19 protein-coding genes, 1 tRNA gene and 1 other RNA gene are annotated in these 13,954 nt (G+C 66.7%); 9 read left to right on the plus strand and 12 right to left on the minus strand.

The window, feature by feature from the left end; translation table 11 throughout:
* Positions 1-8 precede the first annotated feature (8 nt).
* Together lgt and ACZ1I5_RS04455 are read left to right on the plus strand one after the other, a co-directional pair.
* Positions 9-857, plus strand: coding sequence for a prolipoprotein diacylglyceryl transferase (gene lgt, locus ACZ1I5_RS04450; RefSeq protein ID WP_465172536.1), 849 nt, complete (start codon positions 9-11; stop codon positions 855-857).
* 69 nt (positions 858-926) lie between these two features.
* Positions 927-1,003: transfer RNA gene (locus ACZ1I5_RS04455), tRNA-Asp, on the plus strand.
* Positions 1,004-1,036: 33 nt separating this feature from the next.
* Here the strand turns inward: ACZ1I5_RS04455 and ACZ1I5_RS04460 are convergent.
* The 5 genes from ACZ1I5_RS04460 to ACZ1I5_RS04480 form a co-directional block, all read right to left on the minus strand.
* A complete protein-coding gene (locus ACZ1I5_RS04460) occupies positions 1,037-1,249 on the minus strand; it encodes a DUF2842 domain-containing protein (protein WP_465172537.1) in 213 nt (70 codons plus the stop codon).
* Positions 1,246-1,794, minus strand: coding sequence for a 5-formyltetrahydrofolate cyclo-ligase (locus ACZ1I5_RS04465; protein WP_465172538.1), 549 nt, complete (start codon positions 1,792-1,794; stop codon positions 1,246-1,248). Before ACZ1I5_RS04465 ends, ACZ1I5_RS04460 begins: the two co-directional genes overlap by 4 nt.
* 149 nt (positions 1,795-1,943) lie before the next feature.
* Positions 1,944-2,100: non-coding RNA, 6S RNA (gene ssrS / locus ACZ1I5_RS04470), on the minus strand.
* An 11-nt stretch (positions 2,101-2,111) separates the two neighbouring features.
* A complete protein-coding gene (locus tag ACZ1I5_RS04475) occupies positions 2,112-2,414 on the minus strand; it encodes a cell division protein ZapA (RefSeq protein WP_465172539.1) in 303 nt (100 codons plus the stop codon).
* Entirely contained in the window at positions 2,414-2,611 is a 198-nt protein-coding gene (locus tag ACZ1I5_RS04480; protein WP_465172540.1) for a hypothetical protein, read from the minus strand. The genes ACZ1I5_RS04475 and ACZ1I5_RS04480 overlap by 1 nt, the downstream gene beginning before the upstream one ends.
* A 177-nt stretch (positions 2,612-2,788) precedes the next feature.
* On the opposite strand from ACZ1I5_RS04480, the gene gap reads away from it, so the two are divergent.
* From gap to ACZ1I5_RS04495, 3 genes are all read left to right on the plus strand, one after another.
* On the plus strand, positions 2,789-3,799 hold the full coding sequence (gap, locus tag ACZ1I5_RS04485) for a type I glyceraldehyde-3-phosphate dehydrogenase (protein WP_465172541.1): 1,011 nt from the start codon (positions 2,789-2,791) through the stop codon (positions 3,797-3,799).
* Positions 3,800-3,803: 4 nt separating this feature from the next.
* The gene (locus tag ACZ1I5_RS04490) at positions 3,804-4,283 is read left to right on the plus strand and encodes an MOSC domain-containing protein (protein ID WP_465172542.1); all 480 of its coding nucleotides are present in this window, start codon (positions 3,804-3,806) and stop codon (positions 4,281-4,283) included.
* Positions 4,284-4,423: 140 nt separating this feature from the next.
* Positions 4,424-5,593, plus strand: coding sequence for a phosphoglycerate kinase (locus ACZ1I5_RS04495; protein WP_465173890.1), 1,170 nt, complete (start codon positions 4,424-4,426; stop codon positions 5,591-5,593).
* A 26-nt stretch (positions 5,594-5,619) separates the two neighbouring features.
* On the opposite strand, the gene ACZ1I5_RS04500 is transcribed toward ACZ1I5_RS04495, so the two are convergent.
* The 5 genes from ACZ1I5_RS04500 to ACZ1I5_RS04520 form a co-directional block, all read right to left on the minus strand.
* On the minus strand, positions 5,620-5,940 hold the full coding sequence (locus tag ACZ1I5_RS04500) for a nuclear transport factor 2 family protein (RefSeq protein WP_465172543.1): 321 nt from the start codon (positions 5,938-5,940) through the stop codon (positions 5,620-5,622).
* A gap of 118 nt (positions 5,941-6,058) precedes the next feature.
* Complete coding sequence (gene pstS / locus ACZ1I5_RS04505; RefSeq protein WP_465172544.1) at positions 6,059-7,135, minus strand: phosphate ABC transporter substrate-binding protein PstS; 1,077 nt, start codon at positions 7,133-7,135, stop codon at positions 6,059-6,061.
* Between the two features lie 93 nt (positions 7,136-7,228).
* On the minus strand, positions 7,229-7,792 hold the full coding sequence (locus tag ACZ1I5_RS04510) for a hypothetical protein (protein WP_465172545.1): 564 nt from the start codon (positions 7,790-7,792) through the stop codon (positions 7,229-7,231).
* A 103-nt stretch (positions 7,793-7,895) separates the two neighbouring features.
* Entirely contained in the window at positions 7,896-8,291 is a 396-nt protein-coding gene (locus tag ACZ1I5_RS04515) for a PRC-barrel domain-containing protein (protein WP_465172546.1), read from the minus strand.
* Between the two features lie 475 nt (positions 8,292-8,766).
* On the minus strand, positions 8,767-9,282 hold the full coding sequence (locus tag ACZ1I5_RS04520; protein WP_465172547.1) for a TlpA family protein disulfide reductase: 516 nt from the start codon (positions 9,280-9,282) through the stop codon (positions 8,767-8,769).
* A 170-nt stretch (positions 9,283-9,452) separates the two neighbouring features.
* Between ACZ1I5_RS04520 and ACZ1I5_RS04525 the strand changes: the two genes are divergently transcribed.
* The 4 genes from ACZ1I5_RS04525 to thiE are packed head-to-tail and all read left to right on the plus strand — an operon-like array spanning position 9,453 to position 12,101.
* Complete coding sequence (locus ACZ1I5_RS04525; protein ID WP_465172548.1) at positions 9,453-10,361, plus strand: class I fructose-bisphosphate aldolase; 909 nt, start codon at positions 9,453-9,455, stop codon at positions 10,359-10,361.
* Positions 10,362-10,366: 5 nt separating this feature from the next.
* Positions 10,367-10,753 carry a putative quinol monooxygenase gene (locus tag ACZ1I5_RS04530; protein WP_465172549.1) on the plus strand — a complete coding sequence of 129 codons (387 nt, stop codon included), beginning with the start codon at positions 10,367-10,369 and terminating at the stop codon, positions 10,751-10,753.
* Positions 10,750-11,424: an O-methyltransferase gene (locus ACZ1I5_RS04535; RefSeq protein WP_465172550.1), complete on the plus strand. Its 675-nt coding sequence runs from the start codon at positions 10,750-10,752 to the stop codon at positions 11,422-11,424. Before ACZ1I5_RS04530 ends, ACZ1I5_RS04535 begins: the two co-directional genes overlap by 4 nt.
* On the plus strand, positions 11,421-12,101 hold the full coding sequence (gene thiE, locus ACZ1I5_RS04540) for a thiamine phosphate synthase (RefSeq protein WP_465172551.1): 681 nt from the start codon (positions 11,421-11,423) through the stop codon (positions 12,099-12,101). The genes ACZ1I5_RS04535 and thiE overlap by 4 nt, the downstream gene beginning before the upstream one ends.
* A 15-nt stretch (positions 12,102-12,116) precedes the next feature.
* On the opposite strand, the gene ACZ1I5_RS04545 is transcribed toward thiE, so the two are convergent.
* Both ACZ1I5_RS04545 and ACZ1I5_RS04550 read right to left on the minus strand, forming a co-directional pair.
* Positions 12,117-13,115 (minus strand): potassium channel family protein, encoded by a 999-nt coding sequence (locus ACZ1I5_RS04545; RefSeq protein ID WP_465172552.1) that lies wholly within the window; start codon positions 13,113-13,115, stop codon positions 12,117-12,119.
* 235 nt (positions 13,116-13,350) lie between these two features.
* Complete coding sequence (locus ACZ1I5_RS04550) at positions 13,351-13,938, minus strand: peptidoglycan L,D-endopeptidase MepK (RefSeq protein ID WP_465172553.1); 588 nt, start codon at positions 13,936-13,938, stop codon at positions 13,351-13,353.
* Positions 13,939-13,954: the final 16 nt, after the last annotated feature.

A 13,954-nucleotide genomic window follows, 5' to 3' on the forward strand; every position in this document is an offset into this window, starting at 1 on the left:
TGGGGGACATGATGAACGACGCGCATGCCCCCTGGCGGTGGCAGGATCTCGGCCTTTCGCCGGTCGCCTTCCATCTCGGCCCGCTCGACATCCGCTGGTACGCCCTGAGCTACCTCGCGATGTTCGTGCTGGGCTGGTGGTATCTGCGCAGGCTGGTCGCGCAGCCCGGCGCGCCGATGACCCGGGAGCATGTCGACGATCTCGCTTTCTACCTGATGATCGGGGTGATCGCCGGCGGAAGGCTCGGCTACACCTTGTTCTACAAGCCCGAGATATGGGGCGATCCGCTTCAGGTGCTGAAGCTGTGGGAAGGGGGCATGTCCTTCCATGGCGGCCTGATCGGCGTGCTCGTCGCGCTCGGCCTCTTCACCTGGAAGCAGGGGCTGAACATGGTCCGGGTCAGCGATTATGTCGCCTGCGCCACGCCGTTCGGCCTGGTGCTGGTGCGGCTCGCCAACTTCGTCAACGGCGAGCTCTGGGGGCGGCCGACGACTCTTCCCTGGGGCATGGTGTTCCCCGGTGCGGGCGACGATCTGCCCCGGCATCCCAGCCAGCTCTATGAGGCAGGCCTGGAGGGGCTGGTGATGGGGATCGTGCTGTTCTGGCTGTTCTGGTTCACCAATGCCCGCAACCGGCCGGGCCGGCTGCTTGGCACGGGCCTGCTGATCTACGGCGCCGCGCGATTCCTGCTCGAGATGGTCAGGCAGCCCGACAAGGGCCTGGAGCATCTCTGGTGGGGGCTGACGATGGGCCAGACGCTCACCCTGCCGATCATCGCGGCAGGCCTGTATTTCGCGTTCCGGCCGTTGCGCGAGCGGCCGGACCTGCCGACGGGCACGGTTGCCGGGAATAGTTGAGCGGGCATGAAAACGAGGCGTTGACAGGCTCCGGCACCTCGCCTAGTTGCGCCGCCTCACGCTTTCCAAGCGGGTGTAGCTCAGTTGGTTAGAGCGCCGGCCTGTCACGCCGGAGGTCGCGGGTTCGAGCCCCGTCACTCGCGCCACCCTCCCTGATTTCGGGAGGGAAGGCGCAGATTTCACCGCCAGCGTCCGGTTTCCATCCACAGCAGCATGCGGCGCATCGGCAATATCCACAGCCAGACGATGCCGGTCACCAGATAGAAGGCGAGCTGGAGCAGCACGTGCCATTGGCCGACCGTGCCGGACAGGCTCGCCACCAGAACCACCCAGACCAGGATCATGCCGAGGATCGCGAGCATGCCGACGGGTTTGCGCCAGGAAGGGGTCATTTCGCAGTGATCCAGTCTCGTTCGGTGATGATGGCGTGGAGCGGCACGTCCCACGGGTCGTGCGGCAGGCTCTCGACCTGTTGCACCGACCAGGCAAGCCCGACGCGCCACGCGTCGGGGAATTGCACAAAGGCGCGATCATAATAGCCGGCGCCCTGGCCGAGTCGGTTCAGCGCCGAATCGAACGCGAGCAGCGGGGTCAGGATGATGTCGGGCGCCATCGCCGCGGCCTCGTGATGCGGTTGCGACAGGCCAAACGGGCCTTGGATCAGCGCGGCTTCGCTGTCCCAGGCGAGGAAGCGCATCGGCGCCGAGCGGACGGTGACATGCGGCAGCACGATCGCGCAGCCCCGCTCCACCGCGGCGCGGGCAAGCAGCGAAGGGTCGATCTCGCTGCCCACCGGCACATAGGAGGCGACGGTCAGGCCGTGCTCGAGCCGGGCGAGGAATTGGGGCGAAGGGGTAATCGCGGGCGGGCCGCCGGCGAAGAACCGGTCGCGCTCGGCGCGGATGCGGGCGCGGAGGGCGGATTTTTCGGGGTTCATCTAGCTTGTTCCCCGGCGAAGGCCGGGGCCCAGTTGGGAAGGCCCCCGTGATGAAGCGTTGCATTCACCCGCAAATGTCCCCCAACTGGGCCCCGGCCTTCGCCGGGGAGCAGAAGGGTAGATGACCGACGCATCGCCGAAATAGCGGTGGCGGGACCGCCATGGCCGTTTGCCTGAATATCCTCTGACGCCGTTAGCATCAGGTGGGGATCGTGTACGACAGGCCAGGGCCAGCGCAGGGACAACCCCCTAGGAAGAATAATCGCCTCAGGGATAATCGGTAAGGCTCGTACCGGGCAGTGCCCGCCACCCCTCATCTAGGCTTTTACGGGCGATTTCTCAAGGGTAGCCGCCAGCTTTTCCAGCCGCTCGGCAACCTGGTCGAGCAGCACCGCTCCGGCACCTTCGGGCGGGCGGCGACGCGTCTCGTCCAGTTCGTCCGCCAGCATCAGCGCGACGAACAACATGGTCCGCTCGCCATTGAGTCCGCCCGAGGCGCGAGAGGCGGTCGCCCAATGCCTGTCGAGCAATTCCCCGAGCCGGCGGAGCTGCGGCTCCTCGCCGTCTCGGCACGCGACGGTATGGCGGCGATCGCCGATGGTGAGGGTGACGTCCGCCATCAGCCGGTTCCGCCCGCCTCGCCGCGGGCGATGACGTCGTCGAGCGTCGACACCGCCTGCTCGATCCGGGCTCGCAGGACCGCATGGCGGCGCACCGCTGCCTCGGCCACACGGTCCCTCTCAGCGACTGCTGCTTCGATTCTCGCAATCGCGCGATCGATCCGGTCGAGCGCGGGCGGAGGCGTCTCGTCTGCCATCGCTCCCGGATAGCACGGCTTTTCGGGCGGGCAAGATCGATTTGCCCCGCAAAGGCCTCGGCACGGTTGACGGGCGGGTCCGCCCACCGCAAAGACCGCCCGGCTTATCAGACTCGCCGGTCGCCCTTTTGCGCAAGTCCGCGCCGCGCCCGGTTTCACGCGATGGAGGGAATTGCGATGACGGTGAAGGTTGCGATCAATGGTTTCGGGCGGATCGGTCGGCTGGTTGCACGCGCGGTACTGGAGCGGGGCGATACCGGACTTGAGCTCGTCGCGATCAACGACCTTGCCGATGCCAAGTCGAATGCCTGGCTGTTCTCGCGCGATTCGGTCCATGGCAAATATTCGGGCAAGGTCTCGGCCGAGGGCAATGACCTGGTCGTCGATGGCAAGCGCATCCGCGTCACCGCCGAGCGCGACCCCGCCAAGCTGCCGCACGCCGAACTCGGCATCGACATCGTGCTCGAATGCACCGGCTTCTTCACCGATCGCGAAAGCGCGCAGAAGCATATCGACGCAGGCGCCAAGAAGGTGCTGATCTCGGCCCCGGCCAAGGGCGTCGACCTGACCGTGGTGTTCGGCGTCAACAACGACAAGCTCGAGGCCGGCCACAACATCGTGTCCAACGCGTCGTGCACCACCAACTGCCTGGCGCCGGTCGCCAAGGTGCTGAACGATGCGATCGGCATCGAGCGCGGCCTGATGACGACGATCCATGCCTATACCAACGACCAGAAGATCCTCGACCAGATCCACCCCGATCTGCGCCGCGCCCGTGCCGCGGCCATGTCGATGATCCCGACGACCACCGGCGCCGCCCGCGCGGTCGGCGAGGTCCTGCCCGAGCTGAAGGGCAAGCTCGACGGCTCGGCGATCCGCGTGCCGGTGCCGGACGTCTCGCTGGTCGACCTGACCTTCACCCCGAAGCGCGACACGACCAAGGAAGAGGTCAACGCGATCCTCAAGGCGGCATCGGAAAGCGGCCCGCTGGTCGGCATCCTCGATTACACCGACGAGCCGCTGGTCTCGATCGACCTGATGCACACCTCGGCGAGTTCCACGATTGACAGCCTCGAGACCGCGGTGCTCGACGGCAAGCTCGTCCGCGTGGTCAGCTGGTACGACAATGAATGGGGCTTCTCGAACCGCATGGTCGACACCGCCGGCGCAATGGGCGCCTTCCTCTAAGGCAATGGGCGTGCTTGCCGGCATCGCCCGTCACGGCCGCCCGCGCGGACCGATCGAGCTGCTCGAGTCGGTCCGCGTAACGGTCGAGGCGGGGCTGGCCGGCGATTTCCGCGGCGCGGTGAAGCCCGGCGCCAGGGCGAGGCGGCAGGTCTCGCTGATCGAGCGGATCGACTGGGAGGCGGCGATGGCCGATTTGGGGGTCGATCATCACTGGTCGGCGCGGCGCGCCAACCTGCTGGTCGACGGGCTCGACCTGCCGCAACGGGCCGGCGCCCTGCTGCGGATCGGCGACGAGGTCGCGCTGGAGATCACGATCGAATGCGATCCCTGCAGCCGCATGGAGCAGATCGAACCCGGTCTCAAGGCGGCACTGACGCCCGACTGGCGTGGCGGCGCACTGGCGCGAGTCATTCGTGGCGGAGAAATCCGCATCGGTGATGTTATCAGGGTTGAAGACCCACCAATCCCCGTTCGTCCTGAGTAGCCATTGAGCTTGTCGAAATGGCGTATCGAAGGACAGGTGCTTCGATACGGGCCTTCGACAAGCTCAGTCCCTACTCAGCACGAACGGTTGAGAAAGAGGACGAAAGACTCGTGACCAATTCCTTCAAGACGCTCGACGATATGGGCGACGTTTCCGGCAAGCGCGTGCTGGTCCGCGAGGATCTGAACGTGCCCATGGCCGATGGCGCGGTCACCGACGACACGCGTTTCCGTGCGACCCTGCCGACCGTGACCGAACTCGCGGATCGCGGCGCGATCGTGCTGATCCTGGCGCATTACGGCCGCCCCAAGGGGACGCGCGATCCGGAGATGTCGCTCGCGCTGGTAACCAAGCCGTACAGCCAGGTGCTCGGCCGCCCGGTGCGCTTCATCGAGGATTGCGTGGGCGAGGGCGCCGCCGAGGCGATCGCGACGCTGAAGGACGGCGACATCGCCGTGCTGGAGAATACCCGCTTCCATGCGGGCGAGGAAAAGAACGATCCCGCGCTGGCCGCCGAGATGGCGAAACTCGGCGATTTCTATGTCAACGATGCCTTCTCGGCTGCGCATCGCGCGCACGCGTCGACCGAAGGCCTCGCGCATCTCCTTCCCGCCTTTGCCGGACGCGCGATGGAAGCGGAGCTGACCGCGCTCGACAAGGCGCTCGGCAATCCCGAGCATCCCGTCGCGGCGGTGGTCGGCGGCGCCAAGGTGTCGACCAAGCTCGACGTGCTCAAGCATCTCGTCGCCAAGGTGGATCACCTGATCATCGGCGGCGGCATGGCTAACACCTTCCTCGCCGCGCGCGGCGTCGATGTCGGCAAGTCGCTGTGCGAGCATGACCTGACCGGCACCGCGGAGGAGATTTTCGAGGCGGCGGAGCGCGCCAACTGCACCATCCACCTGCCGTACGACGTGGTGGTGGCGAAGGAATTCCGCGCCAACCCGCCAATCCGCACCATCAACGTGCACGAGGTCGCGGCCGACGAGATGATCCTCGATGTCGGTCCCGCCGCGGTCGAGGCGCTGGCGGACGTGCTCAAGAACTGCCGTACCCTGGTCTGGAACGGTCCGCTCGGCGCGTTCGAGACGCCGCCGTTCGACACGGCGACTGTCGCGCTCGCCCGTACGGCAGCCGCGCTGACCCGCGATGGTTCGCTCGTCTCGGTCGCGGGCGGCGGCGACACCGTGGCCGCGCTCAACCAAGCGGGGGCAGGCGATGACTTCACCTTCGTCTCGACCGCGGGCGGCGCCTTCCTCGAATGGATGGAAGGCAAGGAACTGCCCGGGGTCGCCGCGTTGACGGCGTAGAGCTCGAGACCGTAGGGCGAACCGGCTCAGGCAGGCGCGTCCACGAAAACATAGAGTGTTGCGATCCTCCCGTCCCTGATCACGGCAATGTCGGTGCCGGTCACAGGGCCGGGAACGCCGCCGGTTTCGGCCCGCCAAAGCAGTTTTCCGATGCCGTGATGGCCCGCCGCCGGGGCAACCGGGACGAATAGGGTATCAGGCGGCAAGCGCGCGAGCAGCGCGCCGATGCTGGCGGAGATCGCCTCCGCACCGGCAATGGTCGCCTCCTTTTCGTGAAGAATCGGATCATCGGTCCAGAGCTCGGCGATCGCCCGCAGCCGCGCGGCGGCGTCCGGTTCGCTGAACACGCGCGCTGCATTCGCCCGGAGAAGGGCGTCATAGTCCGTCGGGTCGGCAGGGGACGCGTCCATCGCAGTGGCTCCGTGCATGAGGTTGACGGTCGCGCCAGCCCCTAGCACGGCGCGGTCAGGGCGCGGCAGTATAAACCGGTTTGCCGTTCGTGGTGATGGTCGATGCCCATTGCTGACGCATCCGTTCCTTGATGGACGCGGGCAGTGGCACATAGTCCAGGCGCCCGGCGGCCGCGTCGCCGTTGCGATAGGCCCAGTCGAAGAACTGGAGCACCGCCGCTCGCTTGCCGGCGTCCGCCCTGGTCTTGGGCAGGAGGATGAAGGTCGCCCCGGTGATCGGCCAGCTCGGCGCGCCCGCCTGGTCGAGCAACAGCAGGTAATTGCCCGGCGCGTGCGCCCAGTCGGCGCCCAGCGCGGCGGCCGCGAACGACCTGGAGGACGGCTGGGGATAGGCCCCGGCGCTGTTCTGCAGCAGGACGTGGGTCGCCTTGGTCTGTTTGGCAAAGGCATATTCGACATAGCCGATCGACCCGGGGGCGACCTGCACCGACGACGCGACCCCCTCATTGCCCTGACCGCTGATGCCGGCCGGCCAGGTGACCGAGTCGCTTGCCCCCACCTTGGCGCTCCAGGCCGGATTCTTCATCGCCAGATAGGAGGTTAACAGGAAGCTGGTCCCGGACGCGTCCGAGCGGTGTACCGGGGTGATCCGCAGATTGGGCAAGGTCAGGCCGGGGTTGAGCGCGCTGATCTCGGGCGCGTTCCACTTCTCCACCTTGCCGAGATAGATGTCGCCGAGCAGCGCGCCGGTGAGCTTGACCTGGCCCGGCTGGATCCCCGGCAGATTGACCACCGGCACCACGCCGCCGATGACGGTCGGAAATTGATACAGGCCGTTCTTGTCCAGCTCTTCCGGTTGCAGCGGCCGGTCCGACGCGCCGAAATCGACCTTGCCCGCTTCGATCTGCTTGATGCCGTCGCCCGAGCCTGTCGGCTGATAGTTGACCGCGACATCGGCCTCGGTGCGATAGCCTTCCGCCCATTTGGCGTAGAGCGGCGCGGGGAAGGTCGCGCCGGCGCCCGATAGGCTTGCCTTGGCCTGCGCCGCGCTGTTGTTCTGTGACGCGTCCTGTCCGCTACAGGCGCTCACCATTGCACATGCCGCGACCGCGGCGACCAGTTTTCCGTTCACGCGAAATCCTCTCTTTATCGTTGGCATCGCTCCGACAACTTGGCCTGATACGCGGCGTACATTCCTCGCGCCGTCATGCGGTCACCCGCGCGCTCATCCGCTCGCCGGCACGGCGACGGGCACGCTGTTCCAGCTGAAGATCGGCCGGTTTTCCGCTTCAAGGCGTCGCGTGGCGGTTTCCTGCAGGTGGCGGATCAGGCCCGCCAGCCATGCGGCATCGTCGCCGGCACGGTGCCGCCGGCGCGACACTCGGTCCATCATGGCGAGAGCCGAACGGATGTCATCCGAGGTTATATCGAGCTCGTCGAACAGGGTCGCCACATGGTCGATCGGCCATGGCACCGGCTGCATTGCAGCATGGGCGAGCGTCTCCAGCCAGGCGCTGTCGAGCTTGCTGTCCGCCACGATGCGATAGTCGCGGGTGACGCTGATCAGCTCGGCCATGACGTGATCGGCGGGCTTGCCGTGCGAGACAAGGTGATCGAGGGTTAGGCCGTGCAATGCCTGTGCCTCGGCGGTCCATGTCCAGCCCGACCAGGAAGCGTGCGGACGGATAAGCCAGGAGCGCGCAATTCCCCGCGAATCCGCAATACCGACCTCGATCGGGAATGACCGGCCGTGCCGGGGCAGGCATGAGGCCTCGAAGTCGATCGTCATGATGGGCTTCATGGCCAGTGGAGCGCCCCGGAATTGGAGGGCGCACCCGGCGGCGGCGCTCCGAAGCTCGAACTGCCCCGCCGGGTGGGCCATGCGCTGAGGGTCAGGGGTAGGTAAGGCCGTAATAGCCATAGACCTGCTCGCCATAGGCGCGGTCGAAGGTCGGCTCTTCATCGGCACCGTAGCGCGGCGCCTTTTCAAGCATTTCCTTGTCGATATCGACGATATAGCCGCCCTGATCGGTGTCGTAGGTCAGCGCTTCCCAGGGGAGCGGGTAATAGTCGGCGCCCAGCCCGAACAGGCCGCCGAAGCTGAGCACGGCATATTCGACCTGGCCCGACTGCTTGTCGACCATGAAGTTGTGGATCGTACCGAGCTTGTCGCCGTCTTCATTATAGACGGCGGTGCCTTCGACCTTGTTCGAAGCGATGAGCCAGTCCGACTCGTCGATTTCGATCGTGTCGTTGTCGATGTCATTGTCCGTCGGTGCATCGGTCATGTCGGAGTCTCCATGCGATTCCCCCGCCCGGAGCATCCTGAACCCCGTGCGCGACAATCATGTGACGATGGAACGCGTCGGCGAGTAGACCGAGTCGAAGGGGCCGCTCAGCCGTTCAGCACCACCACCAGGCGAATCGCGATGAGCGCCGCGGTAAGCGCCCAGATCATCAGCGCCAATCGGCGCGCTTCCCTGCCCGTGACGATCTTGCCGTTGGCAAGCCGAACGGCTTTGCTATGCCAGACCCACCGCGTGAAGGCGGCATAGGGCAGGGTGGCATAGGCCAGCCCGACGAGGTAATCCGCCCAATCCGGCGCGCCGAGAGCGTGCAGGGCGACGATCGTCAGCTACGCCGCCAACAAGGCTGCGATCGCGGCACAACCGAGGATCGGTCCGTAGCTGGCGAACTCGCTTGCATCGACGATCCCGTCCTCGGCCGATCCGTCTTTCGTCCGGCGGGTCGATTGTCATGCGCTCAGTTCGCGGCCGTCGCCGGCACTTGTTCCTCGAGCAGCGGCACGATCGTCTCGTTCAGCGCGTCGAGATCGAACGCCCCGGCCCTGGCGTACCGGATATGGCCCGATCGATCGATGATATAGTTGGTCGGTACTCCGGTCAGGATGGGGTAGCCGCCCTTGATCCTCCTCGCCGAGGGGATGTGCATTACCGCGAAGAGTTTCTTCAACTGGTATAGCGGCACCGAATCCTCGGTCGCGATCGTGAAGACCCTCAGTCCCGCCTTCTGCTGGACCTCATAATATCTATCCAGCAGCGGCAGTTCTTCCCGGCACGGCACGCACCAGGTCGCCCAGAAATTGAGCACCACCACCTGGCCGCGAAGCTGGTCGAGCGTCACCTTCGATCCGTCGATCATGGTCAGTTCGAAATTGGGCGCGACATCGCCGACCTTGGGCGCTTTGGCCGCAGTCAGCAGGAGAGCGGCCAGGCCCAGGCCGACCAGCTTCAACCCCTGCGAGAAAGACACCCCCATGATATTTTCCCCTTTGTCGCGAACCTGATGCAGGGCTGGGGCTGCGTCAATATGGGCGGCATCTCCCGTGCGCGGTCGAGACGCCGTGCCGCATTGCAGCATCCCCGTTGCCCCTGGCGCAATCGCGAGCTAACAGCCGGGCAACATCTGCAGCAGCAAAGGGGATCACGATGACGCCGACCGTGAAGGCCATTCTCGACAAATACGAGTCCGAAAACGCCGGCGTGAAGGCGAACCTCGCCCGCATCCTGATGCAGGGCAAGCTCGGCGGTACCGGCAAGCTGATCATCCTGCCGGTCGACCAGGGCTTCGAGCATGGCCCGGCGCGCAGCTTCGCGGTCAACCCCGCCGCTTATGATCCCCATTACCATTACCAGATCGCGATCGATGCGGGGCTCTCGGCCTATGCAGCGCCGCTCGGCATGATCGAAGCGGGCGCCGAGACCTTTGCCGGCCAGATCCCGACCATCCTGAAGGTCAACAGCTCGAACAGCTGGGCGCAGGGCGCGAACCAGGCGGTCACCGCCAGTGTCGAGGACGCCGTGCGGCTCGGCTGCTCGGCGATCGGCTTCACCATCTATCCCGGCTCGGACGATTTGTTCGAGATGATCGGCCAGATCCGCGAGCTGTCGGCCGAGGCCAAGTCGGTCGGCATCGCCACCGTCATCTGGTCCTATCCGCGCGGCGGTGCGCTGCCCAAGTCGGGCGAGCTCGCGCTCGATGTCGGTGCTTATGCCGCGCACATGGCGGCGCTGCTTGGCGCGCACATCATCAAGGTGAAGCTGCCCAGCGACCATATCGAGCAGAAGGAAGCCAAGCCGATGTACGAGGGCACCGACTGGTCGAAGCAGTCGGACCGCGTCCGCCACGTCGTGCAGTCGAGCTTTGCCGGCCGCCGCATCGTGGTGTTCTCGGGCGGCGCGGCCAAGGGCGCCGATGCGGTCTATCAGGACGCGCGCGACATTCGCGACGGCGGCGGCAACGGCTCGATCATCGGCCGCAACACCTTCCAGCGGCCGCGCGACGAAGCGCTGGCGATGCTCGACAAGCTGGTGCGCATCTACAAGAACGAGGAGTGAGCGACATGCCGGCCATCGGTCGTCGCGAGGTCATCGGCGGTGCCGTTGCCATCGCCATGATCGGCTGGCCGGCATCCGCCATCGCGGCGGAGAATGAGCGCTACGGCATGATCGGCAAGATCACCGCCAAGCCCGGCCAGCGCGCCGCGCTGGCTGCCGCGCTCGCCGGCGGGTCTGAGGCGATGCCGGGCTGCCTGGCCTATGTCGTGGCCGAAGATGTGGCCGACGCCGACGCGCTCTGGGTCACCGAGATCTGGGAGAGCAAGGCGGCGCACCAAGCGTCGCTGTCGCTCCCGGCGGTGCGCGCGGCGATCGCCGTCGGCCGACCGCTGATCGCGGGTTTCGACACCGTGGCCCAGACCCGCCCGATCAGCGGCGTGGTGACAACATGAGCGACGCCGCCTGGACCGCGGTCGACGACTATATCGTCGGCCATCTGCTCGGTGCCGATCCGGTGCTAGACGCCGCGCTGGCGGCGAACGAGGCAGGCGGATTGCCGCCGATCGATGTATCCGCGGCGCAGGGCAAGATGCTCCACCTGCTCGCGCGCATGGCCGGCGCCCGGCGCATCCTGGAAGTCGGTACGCTCGGCGGCTATTCGACGATCTGGCTGGCGCGGGCACTGCCCGAGGACGGCGCGCTGGTGACGCTCGAACTCGAACCGCACCATGCCGATGTCGCGCGCGCCAACATCACGGCGGCCGGTTTCGCCGACAGGGTCGATGTGCGCACCGGTCCGGCGGTCGGGACGCTCGAGGCGATGATCGCGGCGGGCGAAGGGCCGTTCGACTTCATCTTCATCGACGCGGACAAGCCGAGCAACGTTGCCTATCTGCGCGCGGCGATCGCGCTGGGGCGGCCGGGCACCACGATCATCGTCGACAATGTCGTGCGGGAGGGCGGGGTGCTCGACGCGAACAGTGACGATGACCGCATCCAGGGCACACGCGCGCTGTTCGAGGCAGTTGCCGCAGAACCGCGGCTCAGCGCGACGGCAGTCCAGACGGTCGGCGCGAAGAAATGGGACGGGTTCCTGCTAGCCGTGCTAGGCGCCCCCGAATGACTGAAGAAGATCCCCTCGGCCCGCTCGATCCCGATTTCGCCGCCAAGTTCACGCGCGACATCCGCCGGCCGCCCTGCCAGCTCTATCTCGTGTCGCCGCTCGATGTCGGCGGCACGTTTCCCGACCGGCTGGCCCGGGCGCTCGATGCTGGACCGGTCGCGGCGTTCCAGTTTCGCGTGAAGGATGTCGATCAGCACGAAGCGACGCGGCTGGGCGAGCCGCTCCGCGCACTCTGCGCCGAGCGCGACGTCGCCTTCATCGTCAACGACAGCATCTCGCTGGCTAAGCGGCTCGGCGCTGACGGCGTGCATCTCGGCCAGGGCGATGGCGATCCGCGCGAGGCGCGCTCGGTGCTAGGCCCGGCGGCGCAGATCGGCGTCACCTGCCACGATAGCCGCCATCTCGCGATGGAGGCCGGCGAGGCGGGGGCCGACTATGTCGCGTTCGGTGCCTTTTATCCGACCACCACCAAGGAGGTGAGCCATCACCCGGATCCCTCGATCCTGAGCTGGTGGACCACGGTGTTCGAAATCCCCTGTGTCGCGATCGGCGGCATCACGCCGGCCAACGCTCCGGCGCTGGTCGCCGCGGGCGCCGATTTCCTCGCCGTGTCGAACGCGGTGTGGGGCGGGGACGAAGCGGCGGCGATCAAGTCGTTTGCGGCAGTGCTCGGCTGAGCGGGCGCGCCGGTTTCAGAAGATGTTCCGCCCGGCGCGGATTTCCACCTTCGTATTGAACATCTTGCGCGCCGCCGCACCCGCATCCCGAACCAGCACCAGCACTTCGTCGCCCGCCCGGATGATCTCGTCGCTCGGCGGGCGTGCGATGCTGGATTCCCCGCGCCGAATCCGGACGATGAAAAAGGCGCCGCTGCCCCGGCGTTCCGCTTCGCCGACCGTGAGGTTGGTCATCGCGGCGCCATCCTGCGTGATGACCAGTTCGAGATCGACTCCGAGCTCACCGAGGTCGTGCTTCGCCCGGGCCAGTTCTTCGTCGGACGCAAAAGCGCCGCTGGCCGGATACAGGATCATTCGCGCAATCCGCTCGGCGCCGATATGGGTCGGCAGCACGACGTGATCGGCGCCCGCGCGGCGCAGCTTGCGCTCCGTCGTCGGCGCTTCGCCGCGCGCGATGATCTCCAGGCCCGCGTTTAAATTGCGCGCGCTCAGCGTGATGAAGACGTTCGCGGCATCGTCGGGCAGCACCGTCGCGAGCACCTTGGCGCGCTCGATCCCGGCGGCATGCAACGTCTCCTCGTCCGTCGCGTCGCCTGCCAGGCAGAGATAACCCGCAGCCTCCGCCTCGGCGAGCCTGGCCGCGCCCCGTTCGATCACGACGAGCGGCATGCCCGCCGCCGCGAGGTCGCGGGCGAGCATCACCCCGATCCGGCCGAAGCCACAGATCACGACATGGCCCGACAGCTTGTCGACGCGGCTCTGCATGCGGTTCGCTCCAAAAAACTGCCTGAGTTGAAGGACGGTAAAGATCTGGACCAGGGCGCTTGTCAGCAGGATCATGCCGGTGCAGCCGAGCACCATCGTGGCCATGGTGACAGCGTGGAGATAGGGCGTGTCGATCGGCCGGATCTCGCCATAGCCGACTGTGTAGACGGTCAGCACCACCATGTAGGAGGCGTCGCTGAAGCTCCAGCCCGCGGCCATATAGGCACAGGTAGCGACCACCACGACCATGGCGACAAAAGCCAGGATCGACAGGAGATTCCGGACGGGGGAGCCAAGGACGCTTTCAGCGTCGGCAAAAATCCTGCGCACGGGCAGGGAGTGTGGCTGAGCTGTCGCGGTCTGTCCAGCAAGCAGGTGAGTGGCTTGGCCTGCCTTGGGCCGTGCATGATATCACGACCTGCGCGGCGGCCGCATCTCGTTGACGGGGTTGGCTATAAAGCGGGTTGCCCCCGCCCGTCGGTCGTTACCAGCGGCGCACGGGGCCGGTATCGACATGGACGAAACCGTCGCGCGGATAATAGCCGACGCCGCCGCCGCCCAGCGCGAGCGCCGCGCCACGAAGGCGATCGAGCGAGACGCCCGGAATCATGATGTCGGTGGCCTTGCCCAGCATGTGCTGGCTCTGGCTGGCGACGCCGGTATGCTCGCCGCCCCGGGCGCGCAGCGACGCGTTGGTCTGGGGTGAGCGATAGCCGGAGATCAGGTCGATCTTGCGGCTGCCGCCCACGTCGAGCTTCTCGCGAAGCTGGACGAGCAGCGCGAGCAGCCTGGGGTCCATCGGGTGGACCTGCCCGGTTCGCCAGTCGCGCAGGCCGTGGTTCAGTTCGGCGAGCCCGTCCGCCACGAAGCTTCCGCCCCGCGCGAAGACGGCATCGACACTTTCATTGGTGTGCACGTTGCGGATCGCCAGCCGCAATTCCGCGCCGGTCGCCATGGCGGGCAGAGGAAAAGCGAGCGCGGCGCCGGCAGCCATCGCGCCGCCAAGCAGCGCGCGTCGCGAAAGGTTTGGGCCGTCAGCTCGTTCCGGGCCGGAAACAAGCCGGCTGTCCATCGTTGATTGCATGAGT

The sequence above is a fragment of the Sphingomonas sp. BL-S-30 genome (genome assembly GCF_055521475.1).

What these genes read in the sequence shown, in the direction of transcription:
- ACZ1I5_RS04475 (WP_465172539.1), bottom strand. Translation starts at nt 2,414, where the DNA reads ATGGCGGACGTCACCCTCACCATCGGCGATCGCCGCCATACCGTCGCG.
- ACZ1I5_RS04510 (WP_465172545.1), bottom strand. Translation starts at nt 7,792, where the DNA reads ATGACGATCGACTTCGAGGCCTCATGCCTGCCCCGGCACGGCCGGTCA.
- ACZ1I5_RS04465 (WP_465172538.1), bottom strand. Translation starts at nt 1,794, where the DNA reads ATGAACCCCGAAAAATCCGCCCTCCGCGCCCGCATCCGCGCCGAGCGC.
- ACZ1I5_RS04490 (WP_465172542.1), top strand. Translation starts at nt 3,804, where the DNA reads ATGGGCGTGCTTGCCGGCATCGCCCGTCACGGCCGCCCGCGCGGACCG.
- ACZ1I5_RS04550 (WP_465172553.1), bottom strand. Translation starts at nt 13,938, where the DNA reads ATGGACAGCCGGCTTGTTTCCGGCCCGGAACGAGCTGACGGCCCAAAC.
- ACZ1I5_RS04480 (WP_465172540.1), bottom strand. Translation starts at nt 2,611, where the DNA reads ATGGCAGACGAGACGCCTCCGCCCGCGCTCGACCGGATCGATCGCGCG.
- ACZ1I5_RS04545 (WP_465172552.1), bottom strand. Translation starts at nt 13,115, where the DNA reads ATGGTCGTGGTGGTCGCTACCTGTGCCTATATGGCCGCGGGCTGGAGC.
- thiE (WP_465172551.1), top strand. Translation starts at nt 11,421, where the DNA reads ATGACTGAAGAAGATCCCCTCGGCCCGCTCGATCCCGATTTCGCCGCC.
- ACZ1I5_RS04525 (WP_465172548.1), top strand. Translation starts at nt 9,453, where the DNA reads ATGACGCCGACCGTGAAGGCCATTCTCGACAAATACGAGTCCGAAAAC.
- ACZ1I5_RS04495 (WP_465173890.1), top strand. Translation starts at nt 4,424, where the DNA reads ATGGGCGACGTTTCCGGCAAGCGCGTGCTGGTCCGCGAGGATCTGAAC.
- gap (WP_465172541.1), top strand. Translation starts at nt 2,789, where the DNA reads ATGACGGTGAAGGTTGCGATCAATGGTTTCGGGCGGATCGGTCGGCTG.
- ACZ1I5_RS04515 (WP_465172546.1), bottom strand. Translation starts at nt 8,291, where the DNA reads ATGACCGATGCACCGACGGACAATGACATCGACAACGACACGATCGAA.
- ACZ1I5_RS04535 (WP_465172550.1), top strand. Translation starts at nt 10,750, where the DNA reads ATGAGCGACGCCGCCTGGACCGCGGTCGACGACTATATCGTCGGCCAT.
- lgt (WP_465172536.1), top strand. Translation starts at nt 9, where the DNA reads ATGATGAACGACGCGCATGCCCCCTGGCGGTGGCAGGATCTCGGCCTT.
- ACZ1I5_RS04530 (WP_465172549.1), top strand. Translation starts at nt 10,367, where the DNA reads ATGCCGGCCATCGGTCGTCGCGAGGTCATCGGCGGTGCCGTTGCCATC.
- ACZ1I5_RS04460 (WP_465172537.1), bottom strand. Translation starts at nt 1,249, where the DNA reads ATGACCCCTTCCTGGCGCAAACCCGTCGGCATGCTCGCGATCCTCGGC.
- ACZ1I5_RS04520 (WP_465172547.1), bottom strand. Translation starts at nt 9,282, where the DNA reads ATGGGGGTGTCTTTCTCGCAGGGGTTGAAGCTGGTCGGCCTGGGCCTG.